This is a genomic window from Methyloceanibacter sp. wino2 (assembly GCF_003071365.1).
In the GTDB taxonomy this organism is placed as follows: domain Bacteria; phylum Pseudomonadota; class Alphaproteobacteria; order Rhizobiales; family Methyloligellaceae; genus Methyloceanibacter.
In genome coordinates this window covers 2731807-2754629 of the sequence record NZ_CP028960.1, presented here as the reverse complement: position 1 = coordinate 2754629, position 22823 = coordinate 2731807, and the positions used below count along the sequence as shown (strand labels likewise).

The window sequence follows — 22823 nt, the reverse complement described above, 5'->3', positions numbered from 1 at the left end:
GTAATTTCCACAGGTTTTTACTAGACAGAAGCTTCAGTCAACGATTCCATGGACTGAAGCGATTCGGAGATGCGGCAACTTCTCCGGGACGGTGACTAGGAGAAGAGGGGGACCGAATGGCGCGGGCTCGTCCTGCGCGAGGTGCGGGAATCTATTCCATCGCGGGGCCACGATGGCAGGACATCCGCTCGCTCGTTGACCAATACCTCCCATCGCCGGAGAGGTTGAGGCAGCTTGTCCCGGTTTTCCTCGTCGGTTTCGTGATCGTCGCCGCCCTCGGCTTCTATTATCAAATCAGCGCCGGAAAAGAGTCGGACCTGACCTCGGCCCGGCGGCAGCTGGCCCTGAACGCCGATGTCGCTTCTCTGAAGCTTAGCGCCGACGTCTTGGCCTCCAGCGCGGACTGGCAAGGAGAGTTGGCGCGCAGCATGCCCCTCAGCGCCACGCGCGAGGGCCGCGTCGTGCTGCTGTCCGATGCCGAAGGCAGCATCCAGGCCCGTGTGCCCATCGGCAGCGACTACCAAGGAAATCTGCTGACCGTTCTCGGCCCCGGACAGCCCCTGACCATCATGGGCGCCGACGCCGGCGTCATGCGCGTCACGCTGAACGACGGCACCGATGCTCTGGTGACCGTGCGCAACGTGCCGCGGACCGATGCGCAACTGACCCTCATTCAGCCCGTCGCCAGCGCGCTTGCCGGATGGCGCAGCAGTGCCGTGATCGAAATAGTCCTGCTCGTTTGTGGCGGACTGGTTCTCGCACTGTTCGCGGGTGCGTTCTGGTATCTGACCCCGTTTGGGAAAACACGGGACTCGGACTCGCTCACGCGCGAACTGACCCAAGCCCTCCCCGGCTGCGGTGTCTGGCGCTGGAATCTGGCGCGCGGCCACGTGCAATGGTCCCCGCCAATGTATGCCCTCTTAGGCCTGGAGCCTTCGTCCGAGATTGTCTCCTACGGGATGCTCGCCGAACGGCTGCATCGAGAGGATGACCTGCGCGCCGAACTCGACCGTCTCATGCGCGAGGGCATCGACCTGTTCGACCAGTGCTTCCGGCTCCGCCATGCCGACGGCCACTGGGCAACGATCCGCCTGCGCGGCCACATCACCCGCGATACAGCAACTGGCGAGCCCTACCTCACGGGCATGGCGGTGCTTGCCGATCCGAACGCCGTCCCGGGCGCTGCCGATGCGAACGCGCGCCTGCGCGACGCCGTCGAGACCATCTCCGAAGCCTTTGTGCTGTGGGACAATCACAACAAGCTGGTGATGTGCAACACCAAATACCAGCAGTTCCACGGACTTGCCGACGACATCGTGCAGCCGGGCAGTTCCTACGACGAGGTCATCGCCTCGGCCTCCGAGCCCATCGTCTCCAAACGCTATGCCGTGGCGGGCAGAAACGACCGCCAGTCCCGCACCTACGAAGCTCAGCTGGAAGACGGCCGCTGGCTGCGCATCAATGAGCGCCGCACCCGCGATGGCGGCTATGTGAGCGTCGGTACGGACATCACCGACCTCAAGCAGAGCCAAACCAAGAATGCGGAGAGCGAGCAACAGCTTCGCGCCTCCGTCGCCGAACTGCGCCTATCGCGGCGCGAACTTGAGCATCAGAAGCAGCAGCTCGTCGACTTGGCTGAAAAATACGCATTGGAGAAGAACCGCGCGGAAGCAGCGAACCGGGCCAAATCCGAATTCCTCGCCAATATCAGCCACGAATTGCGGACTCCGCTGAACGCGATCATCGGATTCTCGGAAGTCATGCAGCAATCGCTGTTCGGTCCGCTCGGACACGAGAAGTATGGGGAGTATGCGCGCGACATCTATTCAAGCGGCGCCTACCTTCTCGAGGTCATCAACGACATTCTCGACATGTCGAAGATCGAGGCGGGGCGCATGACCCTCGACCTCGGCAGTGTGGATGTCGCCGAGATCGTCGAAGACAGCATGAAGGTCGTGAGCCAGGCCGCGGCCGAACGCGACATCGCGCTCGAACGTCACGGGCCGGAGCGCTTCCCCATCCAGGCCGACCGCCGCTACCTGAAACAGGTCTTCCTCAATCTGCTGTCCAACGCCGTGAAGTTTTCGCGCGACGGCGGCCGCGTCGACGTCAAGCTGACGCGCAGTAACGGCCAGCTGAGGATCGCCATCAAGGATACGGGGATCGGCATCGCCGAAGCCCACATCACGAAACTCGGCACGCCCTTCGAGCAGGTCGAGAACCAGTTCTCCAAGAGCCATCAAGGCAGCGGCCTAGGCCTTGCCATCTCCCGCGCGTTGGTGGAGCTCCATGGGGGCACGCTCGAGATCAAGAGTCGCGAAGGCTACGGCACGACGGTGACATGTTCTTTGCCGATCCGCACACCACGTCCGGCCGATGTTGAGGAACCGCTGGCGCAGAGCGCCTGAGCTGACCTCACGACACGAGCCGGTTGAACGCGCCTTGCACACGCGCCAGCGTATCCTTCAGCGTCGCTTCCAACATCGAGAAATCCGGCATGTCGGCAGACCGCGCCAACAGATCCCGCAAAGCTTGCGGCGCGTCGTGGGCGGTGAAGGTCTCGTCGAGACAGAGCCGCAGGATCTGCGTGAGCGATTGATAGAGCCGCGCCGCCGGAATGAGAAGTTCCGCGTCCGCAGGCTCCAGAATCCCCGCGGCCGCAAGCTTGGACAAGGCTCCCTCGGTGTTCTGATCCAGCACGTCGGGCCGTTCGGCCGCGCTGACGAGCTGGAGGAACTGCGTGATGAACTCCAGATCCACGATGCCGCCCCGGACCTGTTTCAGATTCCAGATGTCCGTCGTCCCCTTCTCTGCGGCAATCTTCCGGCGCATCTCGTGGACTTCGCCAGCAACAGCCGCGCGGTCGCGCGGTCTGGTCAACACCTCGCGGATCGTCGTCTCGATCGTCTCGCGCATTGAATCGGGGCCCGACACCACCCGGGCACGGGTCAGCGCCAAATGCTCCCAGACCCACGCGGAGTGCTCTTGATAGTCGATGAAGCCCGAGAGCTTGGTGGAGACTGGACCTTGGCTGCCGGACGGGCGCAAACGCATGTCGACTTCGTAGAGAGCCCCCTCCGCCGTCTGCGCCGATAGCGCCGAGATCAGCCGCTGCGTGAACCGCGTGTAGTATTGAGGACCGGGAAGGCTTCGGGCGCCATCGGACTTCGCATCGTCGCCCGCATAGTCGTAGACGGTGATGAGGTCGAGATCGGACGCGGCGGTCATCTCCTGGCCCCCGAGCTTACCCATTGCCAGCACCGCGATCATGCCGTCCGGCAGAAGGCCGTGCTGCGCGACAAGTTCTTCGCCGACGCGGTCCGACAACGCCTGGATCAGCGTGTCCGCAAGCACAGCATAGGCCTCGCCCGCGAGTTCCGCCGAGATCGTGCCGGATATCACCCGAACGCCGATGAGGAAGCTCTGCTCACGGCCCACGATCCGCGCGCGGTCGAGCGCGTCCTCGTAGTCTGTCGCAAGCGCCAACGTGCTGCCCACGACGTCCTTGAGCTGCGCCGTGGTGGGCACATCGCCGAAGAACCCGGGGTCGAGCACCGCGTCCAAGAGCAGAGGACGGCGCGCGAGGATCTTTGCGAGGCGAGGCGCCGTCCCCATGATGTCGGCGACGAGACGCAACAGGCTGGGATTGGCGGCGAGAAGCGAAAAGAGCTGCAACCCCGCCGGCATGTTGGCCATCACCTTGTCGAAGGTCGACAGGGCGAGATCGGGCTGAGCAGTGCGGCTGAAGGCTTCGAGAAGGTTGGGGAGGAAGTCGGTGAGACGCTCGCGCGCCTTGGCGCTGCGCGTGGCCGGATAGCGGCCGGCCTGCCAGGCCTTGATCGCTTCGATGGCCGCGCCCGGATTCTCGAAACCAAGCTCCTGGAGCGCGGAGACGGATTCCGGTTCGGCCTCGTCCCCGACGAGAAGTCCGGAAACCGAGGATGGCGGCTGGGGAAGCTTCTCGAACAAGGCGCCGTAATGCTTTTCGACACACGTGAACCGCGCGATCAGCGCATCGCCAAAGGCGTCCGTGTCGGCGAAACCGCACAGCCTCGCGAGCCTCTCGAGTTCTTGCGGATCGGCGGGAATGATATGCGTCTGCTGATCGCCCACCATCTGAATTCGGTTTTCGACCCGGCGCAGGAAAAGATAGGCCTCGGAGAGTTCCTGTGCAGCCCCGGGATCGATCCATGCACCTTCGGCAAGCCGGGCAAGCGTCTGCAGTGTCCCGCGCGTCCGCAGTTCCGGATGGCGTCCGCCCGCGATCAGCTGCTGTGTCTGGGTAAAGAACTCGATGTCCCTGATTCCGCCCCGCCCCAGCTTGATGTCGTGGCCGCTTACCGCAATGGCCCCGTGCCCTTTGAAGGCATGCACCCGGCGCTTCATGGCGTGGATGTCGGCCACGGCGGCGAAGTCCAGATATTTCCGCCAAATGAACGGCGAAAGCTGCTCGAGAAAGTCCTGCCCGAGCGTCTCGTCTCCGGCAGCAATGCGCGCCTTGATCAGCGCCGCCCGCTCCCAATTCTGACCGAAGCTCTCGTAGTAGGTCAGCCCTGCGTCGATCGAGAGCGCGATCTGCGTCGCACCTGGATCGGGACGGAGCCGCAAGTCCGTCCGGTACACATAGCCGTCCTTGGTCTGTTCCTGCAGCAGCCGCACCACGTCGCGCGTCAGCTTCACGAAGAAAGCCGACGGTTCTGTTGTCTCGGCCAGATGCGCCCGCTCGGGATCGTAGAACACGATGAAGTCGACGTCGGAGGAATAGTTCAACTCCATGGCGCCGAGCTTGCCCATGGCGATCAGGAAATAGCCGTCCGTGTCTGCCGATGTCAGCTTGCCGGCCTCATGCGCCTTGCGGAACAGATAGCGGACGGCGGTCCGGACTGAAATGTCGGCCGCATCGCTCAAGCCGGTCAGGGTCTCGGCCGTCGTCCAAACACCACCGAGATCGGCGAGCGCCGTCAGCAATGCGCTCCGCTTCTTGAAGCCGCGCAGCAGGGCCAAGGCTTCGCCTTCGGACGCGGCCTCCGCCATGCCGGCCTCGAGGTCCGCGCCGGCCCGGGACAGATGAACGTCGGGGTCCTCCGTCAGACACGCCGCAAGGAGGTCCGGGTTGCGTTCCGACAGCGCTGCAAGAAAAGGCGAACCGGAGAAGACGGCCGTGAGAAACGCAGCCACCTGCGGCGAGTCCAGAAACTCGACCGCGCGCGCAGCACTTGGGTCTTCGGCCAAGGCTTTCCGCACCGACGCAAGAACGTCGGCGCCGCGCTTGGCATCGAAGACTTCCGGGCTTTCGCAAATCCGCTCGGCGAACGCCGTCACGTCGGCCTCAGTTCTCCTCCTGGCGACGGTCTATCAGCCGTCTTCGCTCCCTGCGCGCCGTTCTCCAGCGGAAGGCTGAGAATAACGCGGAGGCCGGGTTCGTTGTCCTCGAGCCTCAGGGTCCCACCATGCAGTCTTGCCACCGCCGCGACAAGGCTCAATCCAAGACCGCTGCCCGGTTCCGAACGGCTGGCCTCGAGGCGCACGAAACGACTCAACACGCGTTCCCGTTCGGACTCCGGAACGCCCGGCCCGCGGTCGCACACGGCGATCTCCGCGAGCCCGTCATGGGCCGACGTGCGGACGACAACTTCCGAAGCGTGACCATTGGCTTGGGATGGAGGGACCAGACCGTATTTCAGCGCATTGTCGATGAGATTGGCGATGGCCTGCCCCAGAAGCTGCCGGTTTCCGCGCACGGGAACGTTGTCCGCCAAATCCACCTTGAGGGCGATGCCCCGTTCCTCCGCCACGGGCTCGTAGAGCTCGGCCGCGTCGCCCACGACCGCCGACAGATCGAGGCTGTCGCGATCGTCACCACCCGCGCCCGCTTCGAGCCGCGCGATGGAGAGCAGCGCGTTGAACGTCTTCATGAGGCCGTCGGCTTCTTCGATCGTTCGTTCCAGGGCCGCGCGATAAGTTGTCTCGTCGGGCGGCTCGCGCAGCGCTTCCTCCACGCGGTTGCGCAGCCGGTTGAGAGGCGTCTTCAGATCGTGCGCGATGTTGTCCGAGACTTCGCGCATGCCGGCCATGAGCTGCTCGATCCGTCCGAGCATCGAGTTGAGACTTTGCGCCAAGCGATCCAGCTCGTCGCCCGATCCACTCACGGGGAGCCGCCTAGAGAGATCGCCCGCCATGATCGTACGGGTGGTGGCCGAGAGATTGTCGACACGCGCAAGCAATCGCCGGCTGACCCAGTAGCCACCGCCGATGCCCACCAGCGCCATGACGCCGAGACCCCACAACATCGTCGAGCGGATCAGCCGCGACAGCTCCCGGCGGTCCTCGATGTCACGGCCGACGATCAGGCGATCGCCGCCCGGGAGCCGGAACACATTCGCGAAGGCCAGCCGTTGCTCCATACCGCCGGGCGCGGGCCGGCTATAGAAAAACTCGACAGGGCCGACGCTGTCCCAAAGCTGCGGCGAGACGGCACTGAGATTGCCGGCGAGCTGCTTTTCGTTCCGGTCGGCGACGAGGTAGAGGCTATTGCCCGGCGTGCGGCTGCGCTGCGCGACGATCCTGACAAGCTGATCGCGCCCGCCTGCCCGGTACTGCTCCGCAAGTCCCTTGAGCTCCGCATCGATCGTCTGGTTGAGCTGACGCGACAGCAGAACCGTCGTGTTCCAGTAGAGGTAGACGATGGCGATGATGGCGGCCGCACTGAACAGCGCGAAATAAGTCAGCGACAGGCGGAATGTCGTCGTGCGGAAGAGTTTAGTGAGCGCTGTCACGGATCGTGTAACCGGCGCCGCGAACCGTATGAAGGAGCGGCTGTTCGAAGTTCTTATCGATCTTCGACCGGAGCCTCGAAATGTGGACGTCAATGACATTGGTCTGTGGGTCGAAATGATAGTCCCACACGTTCTCGAGCAGCATGGTGCGTGTGACCACCTGCCCCGCGTGCTTCATCAAATATTCGAGCAGGCGAAACTCCCGCGGCTGCAGCAAGATGGCCTCGCCCGCGCGCGTCACCTTGTGGGACAGACGGTCCAACACCAGATCGCCGACCGAAAGCCGCGTCGCCCCCTCTTCGGGAGAGGTGCGCCGTGCCAGCACCTCAATGCGGGCCAGGAGCTCGCTGAAGGCATAGGGCTTGGTGAGATAATCGTCGCCGCCGGCCCGCAATCCTTTGACCCGGTCGTCGACCTCCCCAGCGCCGACAGGATCAGCGCCGGCGTATGGATTTCGTCCGTCCGCAGCGCCCTGATGACATCGAGGCCGTCCAGTTTCGGCAGCATGCGGTCGACGATGAGCACGTCATAGGCATTGGCTTTGGCGAACTCGAGGCCGGCCTCGCCATCGGCGGCATGCTCGGCCATATGTCCCGACTCTTTGAGCGCCCGCTTGAGAAAGGCCGCCGTTTCTTGGTCGTCCTCGATAACCAGGACCCGCATATCGCCTCAGCTCGTTGTTCGCCGCGGAAAGACTTAAGAGAGAATACTCAAAAAAAGGCGGGCGGCGCAGTTTGGGGGGAAAACCGCACCGCCCTCCGACAGAAGAAGGAGACGTTATCCCTTCTTCTGGGTAAGCGCGACAAAGCGGGACTGGTCGCCGGTCTTGACCTGCATCAGGACCTTGACCTTGTCCTTGTCTCCTTTGGCGGACTCGGTCGCCTTGGCGAGGCCTTTCGCGACATCGCCCGGCGTCGAGACGTCCACGCCTGCGACCTGAAGAATGATGTCGCCCGGCTTCAAGCCCTTGTCGGCGGCATCGCTGTCGGAGTCGACCTCCGTAATCACGACACCCTCCTTGCCCGCACCCGGAATGGTGGCTGCCGGTGCGAGCGATAGGCCGAGCTTCTCCATCTGCTCGCTCTGATCGGCGGGCTCTTCCTTCTGGAGCGAGGCCAGCTTCTTGGCGCTCGGGAACGAGCCAAGCGTCATGTCGACTTCACGCTTGTCGCCGTAACGGACGATCGCGAGTTTCACGCTGGAGTCGGGTTCGAGATCAGCGATCTTGCGGGCGAGGTCGCGCGAGTCCTTCACCTCGCTGCCATTCACTTCGATGATGACGTCGCCGGCCTTGATGTCCTCCTTGGACGCAGGACCGTCTTCGGTCACCTTGGTGATCATGGCGCCCTTCGGCTCAGTCAGTCCGACCGAGTCCGCAATGTCGTCGTTCACGTTCTGAATAACGACACCGAGCCAGCCGCGATCGACGCTGCCGTCGTCCTGCAGATCTTGGACCACCTGCTTCACGAGAGCGGCCGGAACGGCAAACGCAATACCAACATTGCCGCCGGACGGCGAGAAGATCGCCGTGTTCACACCGATCACATTGCCATCGAGGTCGAAGCTCGGGCCTCCGGAATTGCCGCGGTTCACGGCGGCATCGATCTGGAGGTAATCATACGGCCCCGAACCGATGTCGCGGTTGTGCGCCGAGATAATGCCGGCCGTCACAGTGCCGCCAAGGCCAAACGGATTGCCGACCGCAAGCACCCAATCGCCAACGCGCGGATCCTTCTCGGACAGATTGACGTAAGGGAACTTCTTGTCCGTATCCTCCGTCACCTTGACGAGTGCAAGGTCCGTGCGCGGATCGGTTCCGATCAGCTTCGCTTCGAACTTTTCGCCGTCTTCCATCGTGACGGTGATGTCGTCGGCATCCTCGACAACGTGATTGTTGGTGACGATGAAACCGTCCTCGGAAATGAAGAAGCCGGAACCCTGAGCAAGGCTCGGGCTATGCTTGGACGGCGGCTTCGGCATGCCCTTGCGGAACTGATTGAAGAAGTCGTGCAAAGGATTGTCTTCCGGCACGTCCGGAAGGCCGGGAATGGGGGAATCGTCGTTATCCGCGGTGGTGATCTCGCCCTTCACGTTGATGCTGACAACGGCGGGCTTCACCTTCTGCACGAGATCGGCAAAGGAGAGCGGCGCCCGGCCATAGGGCGTCTCGATCGTCTGCTGCGTCTGAGCGGTCTCTGCAACCGCCAGCGGCACACTCGGGTTGAACGAAAGGCCGATCGCCCCTGCGGCGACCAGCGCGGTTGCGGCGAGGAGCACAGGCCTCCGAGCGAGTTTCCGCGGCCGCTTGCTCTCGTTCGCTGCTGGGTTCGTATCAGGTGTCATTCGTTTCCCCTCTCCTGGGACGGCAAAAGTGTTCGGGCGATGCTCGGACAGGCCGAAGCGATCATGTGAGAGTCGGAATATAGGGAGCCGCCAATTACGCCGCGGTTTCGACGGCATTAAATTTCCGTAAGGTGCAGGCCCGCCGGCAGGCCTTGAAAACCAAGGCGGTTACGGCTTATCGGCCGCTTTCGGTGCGTCCGCATCCAGGAGCCGGTCCAACTGCTCCTGCTCGCTCTTGGTCAGGTCCGGCGGCGCGGCCGACGTCGTGGCCCGGCGGATGTAGCCGTAGAGGATCCCGACGATGGCGAGGAGCAGCACAAACGGCGTCGCGAGCCACAACAGCCAGGTGTGAGGCGTGAAGCGGGGTTTCAGCAGCACGAACTCACCGTAACGCGACACCACGAAGGCGATGATCTCGTCATCGCTGTCTCCCGCCTTGAGCCGTTCGCGCACCAGCACGCGAAGATCCTTGGCCAAGGGCGCATCGGAATCGTCGATCGACTGATTCTGGCAGACGAGGCAGCGCAAGCCTGCCGACAGCGCCCGCGCCCGCGCTTCCAGTGCCGGATCGTCGAGAACCTCGTCTGGCTGCACCGCGTGGAGGCTCGGCACGCCCAGTGCGAAAAGGGCGAAGAACGCGGCAAGCAAAGAGGCCCGGAAACGCATCGTCACTCGCCCGCCGCCACGGCCGGCCCTGTCTTCGCCTTGGCCCGTTTCGGAGCCCCGACACGCAAGCGGCGGTCAGACAGCGAGACGCCACCGCCGAAGAACATCAACAAGGAGCCGAGCCAGATCAGCCGAACCATCGGATTGAAATAGACGCGCACGCTGAACGCGCCGTCCTTCAGCGGATCACCGAGCACCAGATAGAGATCGCCACGCCAGCTATTGTGGATACCGGCTTCCGTCGTCGCGCTCTTCTCGACCGCGTAGGCCCGCTTGGAGGGGATCAGCGTCGTGACGGGCTCCCCGCCCCGCGTCACCTGAAACACGCCGACGAGTTCCGAATAGTTCGGCCCCTGCCGTTCCTTGACGCCCTCGAAGGCGAGCGAATAGCCGGCGATCTCCACGGTGTCACCGGGCGCCAGTGCCTCGATGCGCTCGCTGCGCCACGCCGTCGTCGCGACGAGCCCGAGCACCATCACGCCCAGCCCCGCATGAGCGAGCGCCGTGCCATAGGCAGCGCGCGGCAGGTTGCGCATGCGCCGCCAGCTTTCGGACCAGCGCGCTTCGAAGAGCTTCGAGCGCGTGGCGATTTCAGTCGCGGCGCCGACGATGAGCCACAACCCAAGGCCGATCCCAAGCGGCGCGAGCCACGGCCCGCTTTGGTGCATGGCAAGCACGATGATGATCGCGGCAACGCTGACGATGGCCGCGACCATGAGCCGTTGCGCGGCGGCCAGCAGGTCCCCGCGTTTCCAGGCAAGCAGCGGCCCGAACGGCACGGCGATGAGGAGCGGCACGATCAGCGGCACGAAGGTCAAGTTGAAGAACGGCGCGCCGACGGAAATCTTCTCGCCGGTGACCGATTCCAAGGCGAGCGGATAGAGCGTGCCGACGAACACGGCCGCGCAGGCCACGGTCAGCAGAAGGTTGTTGAGGACTAGCGCGCCTTCGCGGCTGATCGGCGCGAACAATCCGCCTTGCGACAGAAGCGGCGCGCGCCAGGCGAACAGCGCGAACGACCCGCCGATGAAGATCGCCATGATGCCGAGGATGAAAACGCCGCGCGCGGGGTCCACCGCGAAGGCGTGGACGGATGTCAGCACGCCCGACCGCACCAGGAACGTGCCCATGAGGCTCAAGGAGAAGGTGATGATGGCCAACAGGACCGTCCAGACCTTCAGCGCGTCACGCTTTTCCATTACCAGCGCGGAGTGCAACAGCGCGGTGCCGGCAAGCCAAGGCATGAAGGACGCATTCTCGACCGGGTCCCAGAACCAGAACCCGCCCCAGCCCAGTTCGTAATACGCCCACCACGAACCCATCGCGATCCCGAGCGTCAGGCACATCCAGGCTGCGAGGGTCCACGGCCGCACCCAGCGCGCCCAGGCCGCATCGATACGCCCGTCGATGAGCGCGGCGACCGCAAACGAGAACGCCATCGAGAACCCGACATAGCCCGCGTAGAGGAACGGCGGATGGAAGGCGAGCGCGGGATCCTGCAGGACAGGGTTCAATCCGTTGCCGTCGAACGGCGCGGGATCGACCCGCAGGAATGGATTCGACGTCGTGACGATGAAGAGCAGGAAGGCCACGGCGATCGAGCCCTGCACCGCAAGCACGTTCGCCTGCAACCGGCGGGGAAGATTCGAGCCGAAGGTGGCGACCGCGGCACCGAACAGGGCCAGGATCAGGACCCACAGGACCATCGAGCCTTCGTGGTTCCCCCACACGCCCGAGATCTTGTAGAGCATCGGCTTGGCCGAATGCGAATTCTGCCACACGTTCAGGACCGAAAAGTCGGACGTGACATACGCGGTCGTCAGGGCCGCGAAGGCGATGCAGACGAGCAGAAACTGGATCTGCGCTGCGGGGACGGAAACCGCGGCTAGGCGTGGATCATTCAAACGCGTGCCGATGACCGGCAATACCATCTGAACGATGGCGACGCCGAGCGCGAGAATGAGAGCGTAATGTCCTGTCTCCGCGATCATTGCGTCGTCACCTTCCCACTGCCGGTCCCATTGGCAGCGCCGGCATCGCCCTCCCGCCAGACACCTTGTTCTTTCAGCTTCGCGGCGACCTCGGGCGGCATGTAGTTCTCGTCATGCTTGGCGAGCACGTTGTCGGCCTTGAAGGTTCCATCCGGCTGAACCCAGCCTTCGGTCACGACACCCTGGCCTTCGCGAAACAGGTCCGGCAGCACGCCGGTATAGGTCACGGGCATGACCTTGGCGCCGTCCGTCACGGAGAAATGGACCGTCGTGCCCTGGTCCCGTTTCACGCTCCCGGTTTCCACGAGTCCGCCGAGCCGGATGCGCTGGCCCGGTCCGATCTCCATCTTCGTGATGTCACTCGGGCTGTAGAAGAAAACGATCGAGTCCCGCATGGCGTACAGCACGAGCCCCACGGCCACACCCAGGACCACAAGGCACGTTCCGATCAAAACACCTCTGCGCTGTTTCCGCGTCATGACGTCAATCCTAGATCCGCTGCGAGCGTGTCGAGTTTCTCGATCGCTTGCTCATTGCCCGCGAACTGTTTCTTGGCCCGGGCCAAGGCTTCCTTCGCATCATCGCTTCTCCCGAGGACCGTATACGCCCGCACCAGACGGAGCCAGCCGGGCAAATCGTCTCCGTTCTCCTCGAGCCGCGCCGCGAGCCGCGTGACCATCTGATCGACCATGGCTTGGCGCTCGTCGGGGCTCATGCTCTGCGCGGCGGCGATATCGGCCGCCGACGGTCCCGGCTGTGGTACAGGCTTGGCCTCGGCGACAGGCGCCTCACCGGACAGTCGGGCTTGCGCGCGCGCGATCCGGTCCTCGATCATGGACGTCCAGCGCGCATCGTCTTTTCTGACCTCCAGCAGGCCCTGCCAATCCGCAAGCGCGCCTTCGAAATTGCCGTCCTGCTCCTTTGCGATCGCGAGGAGAATGCGCGGCTCGACCAGGGTTGCGTCGCGCTTCACCGCCTCATCGAGGGCAAGGCGCGCGGGCTCGGTGACGAGCCCCTTCTGCTCGAGGACAAGCGCTTGTCCAAGACCCGAAAGACGTTTCGCCGACGGTCCCAAGATGCGGATGGCCTGACGATAGGCCTCGGCGGCATCCGCATAGCGCTGGCCGCCGAGATAGATCGGCGCGATCGCATCCCACCCCGCGCCCTCCTCCGGATGCGCACGCAGACGCGCTTCGACGCGGGCGACGAGAACACCGACGTCTTTTTCCTTGGCGGGATCGGTGAGCCGCGCGGTCAAAGGCTGGTCCGGCAGGCGCGGTGAACCGTAGAAGAGATAGGCGCCCAGCACCGCCAGCGGCAGGCAGGCGGCGACTACGATAAGGGCTGCGCGCGGCAAGGCATTGCGCGATTGCGCTTCGGCGGCATCCGCAGCTTTTTCGTCGGCCGCGAGCAACCGGCGGGCGACTTCCAGCCGCGCGGCCTCGGCCTCCGCCTCGCCGATCAGCCCGCGCGCGCGATCCGCCTCGATCTCATCGAGCTGATCCCGATAGACCGCGGCATCGAACGCGTCGCGCTCGTCCACGTCCTCGCGTCCGCCGACAAGCGGGTACAGCAAGAAGGACAAGACGACGGCGGTGAGAGCCGCCAGGATGACCCAAAGCAGCACGAACAGGTCCCTAACCTTCAGAATTCAAACGGTCGCTAGGCATAGGACAAGGGTGCTTGCCAGAGCAAGGCGAAGGCGCTGCAGAAAGATGAAATCGCGGCAATGTTTCGCCGGCAGGCCTAGCCCACCTGGTTCCAGCGCCCGTCGGGCTGCCGGCAGGCCGTCCCGTTGGTGGTCTGAGGCGCACCGTTGATGAACATGGTGTGGGTGAACGGCCGGCAGAAGGAACTGCCCTTCTTGTAGGGCGTACCGGGCACGATCTGCCCGTTGTGCTGGTTGGCCGGGTTGCTCCACGACGTCGCTTGACCGGCTTGACCGAATTCCAAAGCCTTTTGCTGCGCTTCCGCGGCGAGCTGCTGGTCCTGCTGATCGAGCCCCGGACCGGAATTACCCGTCATCGAGCCCCAAAGAGCGTCGGTGCCAAGATTTCCTCCGGTTCCGCAGGCAGCAAGCCCAAGCGGCAACAAGGCAATTGCAAGAATGGATCTCATCGGTCCTTCCCCAGCTCAGAAGGACCTGACCGTCCCCCTGCGAGAGGCTGATACATAAGTGTAACCTCTCATCGGAGTGTTAAGAATAGAAAATCGGGCCAAATTAGGTTGCCCGTCTGTCGGACAAAAAACTTAAGCCGCTGGAAGAGTTAGCCTCGCGCTGAGCCCGCCGTCGCGCGCATCCTCCAGCGTGAAGTGCCCTTTGTAGAGATGGGCCAAATCCGCGACGATGGACAGGCCAAGACCCGACCCCGGCTTGCTCTCATCGAGGCGCTGACCCCGTTGTACGGCCTTCTCGCGCTCGGCCCGCGTGAGACCGGGCCCGTCGTCGTCGACCATGACGGAAAGTGTGTCCTCGCTCAAACGCCTTGCCGTGACGGTCACCGAGCGCTTGGCCCATTTGCAGGCATTGTCGATCAGATTGCCGGTCATTTCCTCGAAATCCTGCTTTTCGCCTTGGAATTTGAGGCCGGGATCGATGGAGACGGTCAGGGAAATCCCCTTCTCCCCATAGATGCGGTCCAGCGCTCGTTTCAAAGCCATCAGCGTCGGCTCGACCTCGGTCACACCGCCGACGACCCCGGAACGGGCGGCCACCCGCGCCCGGTCGAGATGGTGCGTGATCTGGGTCCGCATGAGTTCGGCCTGCTCGATGACCTTGCCGGAGAGCGCCCCGTCATGGGCGCGGGCTTCGTTGCTGATGACGCTGAGCGGCGTCTTCAACGCATGAGCCAGGTTGCCCACATGGGTTCTGGCCCGCTCCACCACGTCGCGATTGGACTGAATGAGGGCGTTGAGTTCGGTCTGCAGGGGCTGGATCTCGTCGGGAAGTTCCCCCTCCAGCTTCTCCGCGTCGCCCGAGCGGATGGCCGCCAGGTCGTGGCGGATCGCGCGTAAGGGCAGAAGCCCGAACCGGACCTGGAAGAAGGTCGCGACGGTGAGGCCCACGCCGAGAATGACCAACGCCAGCACCAGCATCGTCGTGAATTGGGCGAGATCGTCGTCGATCTCCGCCGCATTACCGCCGACGGCGTAGGAATAGGCCGTGTCACCGTCGTGGCCCGGCCTGATCTCCCGCTCCTCGATGCGCAGGTTCTCGTCGTCCGGACCGGTCACATAGCTGCGCCGGGTCAACGTCTCGTCCGCAGGGACGTCGTCCTTGCTCGGGAGGTCCAGCTCTTGATCGAGGAGCGAGCCGGACACGAACAGCGGACGTTCTTGTCCACCGTCCAAAGCCTTGATCTGCCAGTACCAACCGGAGAATGGAATATCGAAAATCGGGGCGCCGAGACTCTCGGGCGATTCCGGCGTATCGCCGCCTTCGGCCGTGCTCGCCGCGATCAGGCTCGTCATGTAGACGTTGAGCCGCGCGTCGAAATTGCGTTCGATGCTCTGGCGGTAGAGCGACGTCAGCAATATCGCGGCGATCGGAATCACCACGAGCACCCATGCCGCGGCGGAGACGAACAGTCGGAAGGCGAGTGATTTCGGCCCCATCGGGCTAGGCCCCGTCGGGATTGTCCGTGAGACGATAGCCGAGGCCGCGCACGGTCTTGATCAGATCCACGGGCAGCTTCTTGCGCAAGCGTCCGATGAACACTTCGACGGTGTTCGAATCCCGGTCGAAGTCCTGCTCATACAGATGCTCGACCAGTTCGGTTCGGGACACGACCCGGTCGCGCTGCATCATCAGATAGTGCAGCACGCGATATTCGTGCGAGGTGAGTTTGATGGCTTGCCCATCGACCGTGACGCGTGCCGCTTTCGTATCGAGAACGAGCGGTCCGCAGGTGAGATCGTTGCTGGCATGTCCCGCCGAGCGGCGCAGGAGAGCCCGCAAGCGCGCCAGCACCTCCTCCATGTGGAAGGGTTTGGCGACATAGTCGTCGGCGCCCGCATCCATGCCTGCGACCTTGTCGCTCCAGCGTTCGCGGGCGGTCAGGATGAGCACCGGCATCTTGCGGTCGTCGCGCCGCCATTCTTCGAGCACGGAAAGCCCGTCCTTCTTCGGCAGGCCAATGTCCAGGACGACGGCGTCGTAAGGCTCCGTGTCACCGAGGAAATGACCTTCCTCGCCATCGAAAGCGGTATCGACCGCGTAGCCTGCCTCGCCAAGCGCGGTGGCAAGCTGCCGGTTCAGATCTGGATCGTCCTCGACGACGAGTAGCCTCAAAGAACTGCCCTCCCTTGGCGTCTTCGTTGCAGCAATGTCAGTAACGTGTGCATCCGAGTCGTGGCGATTCTTGGAACGGCTGCATCCCTGCCATTCGGACGAAAGCGCTACTGCCCCGTCTTGGCATTCACCGTGACGTTCTTGACGTCACCCTTGTTGCTGAGGACGGTGGCCCGATAGACAAAACTGTTTCCGTTCTGGCAAAGCACAATCTTGATCACTTTGCCGCCGCCCTTGGCCTGGGCCTTGTTCACCGCAGCTTTTCCCGGGATCAGCCCGTTCTTCGAAATCAGCCCGCCGGCCGAGCCCAACGGCATGCATCCCGCATAGGCCGGCGCCACTGCCGCCACGCTGGCGAACGCGGCAATGCCAATGGCCGCGACCATTTTGAACCCATGACAGGTCATGTCAGCCCCACAGTTCTCATCATGGACGCCACCCTATGGCAGTGCCCATGAACGGCGCCTGAACGCTGCCTAGGCCGGCCCGCGGGTTTCGCGATCGTCCGGGTGCGGCGCGCTCTTCGCGGTAGCATCGTCCACCTTGGCACCGAGCGCCGCAAGCCCCAAGCCGCCCAGAATCACCGGAATCTCGCTGAGAAGCTGGGCCAAGGTCAGATCTCCGACGGCCCAGAGCCCTACGGCCGAGAGAGCAGCCGTGATCCCCAGAATCTGCGTGCGGTAGCCTTTGGCGAAACCGCCCATCAGCAGCCAAGCGAAAGTGGTCATGTGTGGTCTCCTTTTGTCAGTGGGTGGCGTTTGGATCTGTTGAAACAGGGGTGCGCGAACGCGCGGACCAGAGCCGATACGGAAACGGCGATCAGAAGGGCCGCGATGGAGCGGGACGAAGAGCGGACTTGGAGGGGCGCTGATCCAACTTGGCTTCGATGCGCTGGAGGATGCGGCGCACCTCGCGCATCTCGGCTTCGAGACTGATGACCCGATCGCCGGCATCGATGGACCGGACAGCCTTCGTCTCCAGCTCGGAGACGCGGCTCGTCAGCGCGCCGACCCACATGAACAGCCCGGCGGACTGGAGCACGATGGACAGGATGAGCGCCACGGGAACGCGCCGGTCCAGCGTCCAATGAGAGCTGCTGTCTGCTGGGGTCATCTCCGTCACCGTACCTCTCCGCCGATCCATGCGAGGACCGGCGCTAACTTCCCATCGCCATCCAGTAACCGCCGAGCCCGGACGCCGCGCCGGTACTCGCGATGGTCGTCTCAATCGTGAAGCCCGCATTCGTCACCGAGACGGGCACCGCGAGACGGTCCGCCACGCGGGCGGACACCGTGACCGAGTAGACGGCCGTGGGGAAGACCAGCGGCATTGAAGGCGAGCGATCGCGCCCGCAAGCCGCCCACGGTGACGAACGTGCCGCCGCCGTCCGAGTCCACTTTCAATAAGAGGTCCTTGCCCTTCTGCGCCGTCATGGTCGTTCCTCGTGTTGAGACAAACAAAAAGAGCGGCCCCGAAGGACCGCTCTTGAAAAGCTTCGTGCAGTTGGTGGTGCTCCGCGCTAGCTCGCCCTATCAGCCCGCTATGCGCGCCTCGACCATCTTGCGCAGGACCACGCGGTCACGGGTGGAGACGCCGATCAGCTCGGCGACGCGCCAGACGAGATTGGATTCGAACTCGTCCACGACACCGTCGGCCATGACCACTTCCCACAGCATCTCGACGATGCGCTTGCGGCCATCTTGATCGAGCTCGCGGCACAGCACCTTGGTGAAACGATAGAGATCCACCGCGTCGCGCTCTTCCGCACTCGCCTCTTGGAACAGTTGCTTCAGCTCGTCGGGCTTGAGGTCGAAGCGCCGCTGGAGCAGCGCCTTCACCTTCTGCTTCTCGTTGCTGTCGAACTTGCCGTCGATACTGCCGGCGTTGATCAGCAGCGCGGCCGAGGCGATGCGCAGCTCCTCCTCGTGGAGATCCTTGAGTTGCGTCTCCTCGTCGACCCCTTCGACGAAATTCACCAGCTTGGTCCAAAGCGACATACAAATCCCTTCCGGCCAGATCCTTTTCCGGCCCCCTCCGGGGGCGCATTCCGTTCCCGCACACCCCTAATAAACAACAATGGCCGGGACAAGCCCGGCCATTTCGGAATTCATGTGATTGTGAAGTCTACGCGGCGGCCTGCTGCTGCGGCTCCGTCACGGCGCGGTAGCGCACGATGCCGTGCATGGTCTCGCCGTCCGGATCGATCCGCGCCTCGGCGAACTCGTGGCGCAGATTGACCAGATAGTGATCGTCGAGGCTGAGCGGCTGATCGTGCAGGAGCGCCCTCACCGCCTCCATGATCTCTTGGACCTCTTCGGCGCTGTCCGCGCGGGTCCAGACATGGAGTGTCAGATCGTGCTCGGTGCCGGGTTCGGTGCCGGTGCTCCAGTCCAGGGTCACCGTCTGACCGAGCGTGATGTAGGGCAGCGCCTGACCCTGCGGCGCCTTGCTGTAAATCCGGTCTCCGCCGAGCCGGTCCGTCAGAGCGGTCGCGCTGGAAAGGGTCTGATAAATGCTGCGTTGGAGAGCCCAACTCGCGGCTGCCATGCTGTCCTCCACCAAAACGTTGACGGGCATTTAGGGACGCCGGCGCCGAATGCAATGGAATGCCTCAGTGCTTGGCCCAACGCGCCCGTAGAGTATTTGTGAGTTCTTGCTTAACGCGGGGTAAACGCGCGCGGAAAACCGGCCAAAGAAAAGGCCTTGCGCGCATTTTCCGCGTCCCGAATTCCAGGAACCGCGCGGCCCTGTGCCGCGTCCCGATGGCGAAGAGCGGCCGGTCGCCGGCGCTCTCGTCGAGCGTCTCGAGGGTTCCGCCGAGACTGCCGGGGGCGCCTCGCGCCGCCTCGGCTCGAATAGCCTCCGCCTGGCCGGCCAGGGTCTTGCGAACCTCTCGCTCGAGCCCCCTCGCCGCCAAGCGCCGGCGCAGGGCTTCGAGGCCTTTGACACTCGCCGCGATCACAGGTCGCGCTCCTCGCACAGACAGCGCAGCCAGCAGCGGCGCTCGCCGACGTCTACAGCGGTCAGGATCTCGAAAACACGTGTGCCGAAGACAAAGCGCATGGCCGGACGGACGCCGTCCCGGTAGCGCAGCATGACCTCGTAGGCGCGCTTGCCCGCGAGCCGCCCGGCTTCGACCCCCTCGGACCCGCCGACCGGCGTCGCTTGCGCCCACACATGGGCCACGTCGGCCCAACTCGTCGTCGCGCCGCCTGCCCCGTCGCTGACACGCTGCACCTCCTGCAGCGTCAAACGGTGGCGCAGATCACCCGCGGCCGTCACAACCGCACCCGGCGATAGGGTTGCAACAGCCCCGCCGCGATGGCCGGGACGCCCTGCGGACCGGAGCCGAGCTCCACCGGCTCGCGCCGCTCAAACCAATGGGCCACCAGCAGGAGAAGCGCCTGGCGGATCGGCTGCGGGACATCCGCGGCCGCATCGCCGAAGCCGGCAACGAACGCGATCTCGAACCCGTTGAAGGGCCGCAAACCCGCCGACGGCACCAATGCGGTCAGCACGACGCGGGCAGGATCGGACAGTACGTCGATATCGTAACTTCCCGCATCGACCGTGGACGTGCCGCCGTCGCCGTCATGCAGCCTCACCGCGCCCACCGACTGCACCGGCCCGAGTGGCAGGGCCACGCAACCACGCTGCGGCACCGCATCCAGGAAGTGCGACCACTCTTGCGTGATCAGCGCGAGACCCAGCGAGCGCTCGACGAGCATCCGCGCCGCGACGATGAGCGAGGAGATTAGCGTGTCCTCGTCGTCCGTATCGACGCGCAGATGCGCCTTGGCCTCGGCCAGGCTGATGGGCTCGGCGGCGGGCACCGCCGTCAACACATGCACCATGAGATGTCCTTCGAAGAATCCAGCCCTCAAGCAGGCCGCTAGGCGATAGGGCACAGAAAGAGTGGCGGCCGCTCACGCGAGGGAGGGGGTGGGCGCGCGAAGCGGCCGCCGGCCCGGCCGGGCACAACTGAGATCAGCGATGAAACGAGGCGCGCCGCCCCGTGTTGGTTAACGCGGCGCCTCGAAACCACAACATGTCGTAGGGAACAGCACGCGAAGATTTACGAACCCCTGATTCGTCGTCGCTCTGTTCACGGTGCGGCCTCGCGCGAAGCGCCCATGGCGCGGCCTCCTACACAAGATGTGGGAGGCCGCACCGATCGCTGGCGGAGCCTAAGACGTTCCGAACTTCAGAAGCTTGATGGCGTCGAAGTCCTGCACGCCGCCGCCCACGCGCTTGGTCGTGTAGAACAGCACGTAGGGCTTGGCCGAGAAGGGATCGCGCAGCACGCGAATGCCGGCCCGGTCGACCACGAGATAGCCGCGGCCGAAGTCGCCGAAGGCAACCGCGAAGCTGTCCGTGTCGATGTCGGGCATGTCTTCACTCTCGGCAATCGGATAGTTCATCAGCGTGGGCGACAGGTCCGCGCGCTCCGGCGGCTGCCAGAGATAGTTGCCGTCCGCGTCCTTGAACTTGCGGATCGTCGCCTGCGTGGCGCGGTTCATGACCCAATGGGCGTTGGCGCGATACTCGGACTTCAGCGTGTAGATGAAGTCGATCAGGTCGTCGCTCGGGTGCGAGGCGTCGAACGCGCCGTCATTGCCCGTGGCCACGTAGCCGATCTTGTCCCAGGCCCAGGAGCCGTTCTCGACCTTGGTGTAGTCGAGAAAGCCGCGGGGCTTGTTGTTGCCATCGCCGGACACGAAGGCCGCGCCTTCCTGTTGCGCGAAGGCCACCTGGATTTCCTCGGCCAGCCATTCGTCGATATTGACCGCAGAGTCGTCGAGCAGGCTCTGGGTTGCCGACGGCATTGCGTAGATCTCCATGGTCGGGAAGGTCAGCTCGGCCAGCGTCGGCGAATTGGTCTCGTCCCGCGTCGTGGTCTCGGCCACCCAGCCGGTCGCAGGACCCGTGACGGAGAACGGCTTCTTGTAGACGGATGCACTCACCGTGCGGTTGCCGGCAATGGCGCGAAGGGGCGAGATCTCCTTCACGCCGCGAAGCACTGCGGCCTCGACCTCCGACGGCACCAGATAGCCGCCGTCCGCGCCGTCATTGGTGCTGATCGCCAAGGCCTTCTGCTCGAGCGACAGAAGCCCCGACGTTTCGCCCCGGCGCATGTACCCGTCGAAGGCGGCCTTGTGCTGCAGGCCCGCGCTCGATGCATAGAGCGGCGAGGACGACAGGCGCGGCCGCGCGCCCTTCAGGGTCAGCCGATCCACAAGCGCCTTCTGCTCGTCCAGCGCCTGGTTGATGCGGTCGATCTTGTCGGTGGTGACGACGTCGACGGGCATGCCCTGCTGAAGCGCCCGGATCTTGTCGTCGTTCTCCTGCTTGAAGAGCTCGAAGTTCTGCAGGAATTGTTCGAAGGCGAGCGCCACGTCGTCGCCGGTGCCGCCCGGCGTCGTGGTCAACACGGTCGTGGCCGGCACGCCAGGGTCGACGCCATCCATCTTGCCGTAGCGGGCCTTTGTTTCGAGTTCATCGGGCGCAGTCGTATCGTGCTGTTCGTCCATCGTCAGTCCTCTGTTCTTTAGGGGCGGGAAAGCGCCCCATTGTTCGTTCAGGGGCGGAAGTACGCCCCATGCGGCAACGCCACGGCGCGATGCGCGCCACGGGCGAAACCGTCAGGGGCTGGTGGAAAGGAGCGTGCTTAAGCGGCGTGAAGTGCGCTGGGGCAAACAAGTAAGAATGCCCGGCTCAGGGCCGAGGAATACCTGTCGAGGCCCGCTGGATCGTATTGGGAGCTATTTACCGCTGAAATTTCGCCGCTTCGAGGTCAGCCACTCAACCCATGCATGGATCGGGCTTAGTTACTTGGTTCCTCGACTGCCAAGACACAATTGTCGTCAGATTAGCACAAGAGTGTTATCTTCGCGTGTTGGTTGAGCGAGGGGTTATGTACTGGCCTAAAGTCACCATTGACGGAACTGAGTATGACCTCAGCCATCTTGATCCTTACTCAATTGAAGTATCTCCAGCTGCTCCCGACGCTCCCACCTTCAAGGTCGGAGTTTCCTTTGGCTGCCATACTTTCACTAGGGAGAGGCAGGACGGCGACCCAATTAGCCACCATTTTGAGCATCGCGGTGACGTACGGACCTTTTGCCCAAAACGGTATGAACTATCCAAGCTATTGCCTGAACTCATCGGCAATCAGATAGGGCGTGTCTACTTTAGTCACGACAGCTATCTTATTGCGTATGCACTTGATGGATTGGCTTACCCATACGTGGTCGTTTTTAAGATGAGCAAAGCCAAAATCCCGGATCTCGATACAAGGATGTTTGTTACGACCGCCCATGAAAAGTCATCCATGGCCTCAAAGAGTCCCGCGATCACCTTCGCCACGCTCGTCGACAGTACGGCGAAAGGGCGCCGCATCACGCAGCCAAGAGAGCGAAGATCAATAACTTTGATAAAGAAATAGCCCCCTCCCAGAGGGGGCTATTTGAGAAAATGTGCGAGACTCCGTTACCTCCGCAATCCGCGAAACCCATCTCTGGGCGGCATCACCCTATTACACTCGCCTGTGGTGACAGCCCATACATAACAATCGAGCGTGAAAGTTTCAATAACGTATCGCGTCGACACAAACAAAACACGAACAAACAGCCCCCCTGAACGGCCCACGGCTGATCCTGCCGCATTGGGCGTGCTAGTCAAAAATCAACTGCGCAAAACATTATCAAGATAAAAGGTCAGTGAAATCAGCCTAAATTCTTGAGTTACTACTCGAAA

General features: G+C 63.5%; 22 protein-coding genes and 2 pseudogenes. 2 read left to right on the top strand and 22 right to left on the bottom strand.

Annotated features, from left to right (window positions below):
- The first annotated feature begins 224 nt into the window (after positions 1–224).
- On the top strand, positions 225–2408 hold the full coding sequence (locus DCY11_RS13045) for a PAS domain-containing sensor histidine kinase (protein WP_159080016.1): 2184 nt from the start codon (positions 225–227) through the stop codon (positions 2406–2408).
- Positions 2409–2415: 7 nt separating this feature from the next.
- Here the strand turns inward: DCY11_RS13045 and DCY11_RS13040 are convergent, their stop codons facing one another.
- The 22 genes and pseudogenes from DCY11_RS13040 to DCY11_RS12940 all read right to left on the bottom strand — a co-directional run bounded on the left by DCY11_RS13040 (position 2416) and on the right by DCY11_RS12940 (position 21535).
- Positions 2416–5322 carry a bifunctional [glutamine synthetase] adenylyltransferase/[glutamine synthetase]-adenylyl-L-tyrosine phosphorylase gene (locus DCY11_RS13040; RefSeq protein ID WP_108683243.1) on the bottom strand — a complete coding sequence of 969 codons (2907 nt, stop codon included), beginning with the start codon at positions 5320–5322 and terminating at the stop codon, positions 2416–2418.
- Positions 5319–6776 (bottom strand): HAMP domain-containing sensor histidine kinase, encoded by a 1458-nt coding sequence (locus DCY11_RS13035; RefSeq protein WP_108683242.1) that lies wholly within the window; start codon positions 6774–6776, stop codon positions 5319–5321. The genes DCY11_RS13040 and DCY11_RS13035 overlap by 4 nt, the downstream gene beginning before the upstream one ends.
- A pseudogene (locus DCY11_RS13030) lies at positions 6760–7439 on the bottom strand (response regulator transcription factor). Before DCY11_RS13030 ends, DCY11_RS13035 begins: the two are co-directional and overlap by 17 nt.
- A 114-nt stretch (positions 7440–7553) precedes the next feature.
- Complete coding sequence (locus DCY11_RS13025) at positions 7554–9119, bottom strand: Do family serine endopeptidase (protein ID WP_108683241.1); 1566 nt, start codon at positions 9117–9119, stop codon at positions 7554–7556.
- 168 nt (positions 9120–9287) lie between these two features.
- The gene (locus DCY11_RS13020) at positions 9288–9785 is read right to left on the bottom strand and encodes a cytochrome c-type biogenesis protein (RefSeq protein WP_108683240.1); all 498 of its coding nucleotides are present in this window, start codon (positions 9783–9785) and stop codon (positions 9288–9290) included.
- Positions 9786–9787: 2 nt separating this feature from the next.
- A complete protein-coding gene (locus tag DCY11_RS13015; protein ID WP_108683239.1) occupies positions 9788–11776 on the bottom strand; it encodes a heme lyase CcmF/NrfE family subunit in 1989 nt (662 codons plus the stop codon).
- Positions 11773–12255, bottom strand: a complete 483-nt coding sequence (gene ccmE, locus DCY11_RS13010; RefSeq protein ID WP_108683238.1) for a cytochrome c maturation protein CcmE — start codon at positions 12253–12255, stop codon at positions 11773–11775. The genes DCY11_RS13015 and ccmE overlap by 4 nt, the downstream gene beginning before the upstream one ends.
- A complete protein-coding gene (gene ccmI / locus DCY11_RS13005; RefSeq protein ID WP_159080014.1) occupies positions 12252–13403 on the bottom strand; it encodes a c-type cytochrome biogenesis protein CcmI in 1152 nt (383 codons plus the stop codon). Before ccmI ends, ccmE begins: the two co-directional genes overlap by 4 nt.
- A gap of 119 nt (positions 13404–13522) precedes the next feature.
- Entirely contained in the window at positions 13523–13894 is a 372-nt protein-coding gene (locus DCY11_RS13000; protein WP_141702102.1) for a hypothetical protein, read from the bottom strand.
- A 132-nt stretch (positions 13895–14026) separates the two neighbouring features.
- Positions 14027–15391, bottom strand: coding sequence for an ATP-binding protein (locus tag DCY11_RS12995; RefSeq protein ID WP_108683236.1), 1365 nt, complete (start codon positions 15389–15391; stop codon positions 14027–14029).
- 4 nt (positions 15392–15395) lie between these two features.
- Positions 15396–16067, bottom strand: a complete 672-nt coding sequence (locus tag DCY11_RS12990) for a response regulator transcription factor (RefSeq protein ID WP_108683235.1) — start codon at positions 16065–16067, stop codon at positions 15396–15398.
- A 107-nt stretch (positions 16068–16174) separates the two neighbouring features.
- Positions 16175–16453, bottom strand: a complete 279-nt coding sequence (locus DCY11_RS12985) for a PepSY domain-containing protein (protein WP_159080013.1) — start codon at positions 16451–16453, stop codon at positions 16175–16177.
- A gap of 90 nt (positions 16454–16543) precedes the next feature.
- On the bottom strand, positions 16544–16795 hold the full coding sequence (locus DCY11_RS12980; RefSeq protein WP_108683233.1) for a hypothetical protein: 252 nt from the start codon (positions 16793–16795) through the stop codon (positions 16544–16546).
- Positions 16796–16886: 91 nt separating this feature from the next.
- Positions 16887–17189 carry a hypothetical protein gene (locus DCY11_RS12975; RefSeq protein WP_159080012.1) on the bottom strand — a complete coding sequence of 101 codons (303 nt, stop codon included), beginning with the start codon at positions 17187–17189 and terminating at the stop codon, positions 16887–16889.
- Between the two features lie 34 nt (positions 17190–17223).
- Positions 17224–17397, bottom strand: a complete 174-nt coding sequence (locus tag DCY11_RS15715) for a hypothetical protein (RefSeq protein ID WP_174202123.1) — start codon at positions 17395–17397, stop codon at positions 17224–17226.
- Positions 17398–17437: 40 nt separating this feature from the next.
- Positions 17438–17500 (bottom strand): annotated as a pseudogene (locus DCY11_RS16215) (phage major tail protein, TP901-1 family); the annotation flags it as partial.
- A gap of 99 nt (positions 17501–17599) precedes the next feature.
- The gene (locus DCY11_RS12965) at positions 17600–18064 is read right to left on the bottom strand and encodes a TerB family tellurite resistance protein (RefSeq protein ID WP_108683231.1); all 465 of its coding nucleotides are present in this window, start codon (positions 18062–18064) and stop codon (positions 17600–17602) included.
- A 127-nt stretch (positions 18065–18191) separates the two neighbouring features.
- A complete protein-coding gene (locus DCY11_RS12960) occupies positions 18192–18614 on the bottom strand; it encodes a DUF3168 domain-containing protein (protein WP_108683843.1) in 423 nt (140 codons plus the stop codon).
- 64 nt (positions 18615–18678) lie between these two features.
- Positions 18679–19029: an HK97-gp10 family putative phage morphogenesis protein gene (locus tag DCY11_RS16210; protein ID WP_159080011.1), complete on the bottom strand. Its 351-nt coding sequence runs from the start codon at positions 19027–19029 to the stop codon at positions 18679–18681.
- Positions 19026–19349: a phage head closure protein gene (locus tag DCY11_RS12950; protein ID WP_108683230.1), complete on the bottom strand. Its 324-nt coding sequence runs from the start codon at positions 19347–19349 to the stop codon at positions 19026–19028. Before DCY11_RS12950 ends, DCY11_RS16210 begins: the two co-directional genes overlap by 4 nt.
- A complete protein-coding gene (locus DCY11_RS12945; RefSeq protein WP_159080010.1) occupies positions 19346–19951 on the bottom strand; it encodes a head-tail connector protein in 606 nt (201 codons plus the stop codon). The genes DCY11_RS12950 and DCY11_RS12945 overlap by 4 nt, the downstream gene beginning before the upstream one ends.
- A gap of 303 nt (positions 19952–20254) precedes the next feature.
- Positions 20255–21535 carry a phage major capsid protein gene (locus tag DCY11_RS12940; protein ID WP_108683841.1) on the bottom strand — a complete coding sequence of 427 codons (1281 nt, stop codon included), beginning with the start codon at positions 21533–21535 and terminating at the stop codon, positions 20255–20257.
- Between the two features lie 446 nt (positions 21536–21981).
- Here DCY11_RS12940 and DCY11_RS15615 point away from each other — a divergent pair, with 446 nt between their 5' ends.
- Positions 21982–22512, top strand: coding sequence for a hypothetical protein (locus DCY11_RS15615; RefSeq protein ID WP_159080009.1), 531 nt, complete (start codon positions 21982–21984; stop codon positions 22510–22512).
- The last annotated feature ends 311 nt before the right edge of the window (positions 22513–22823 follow it).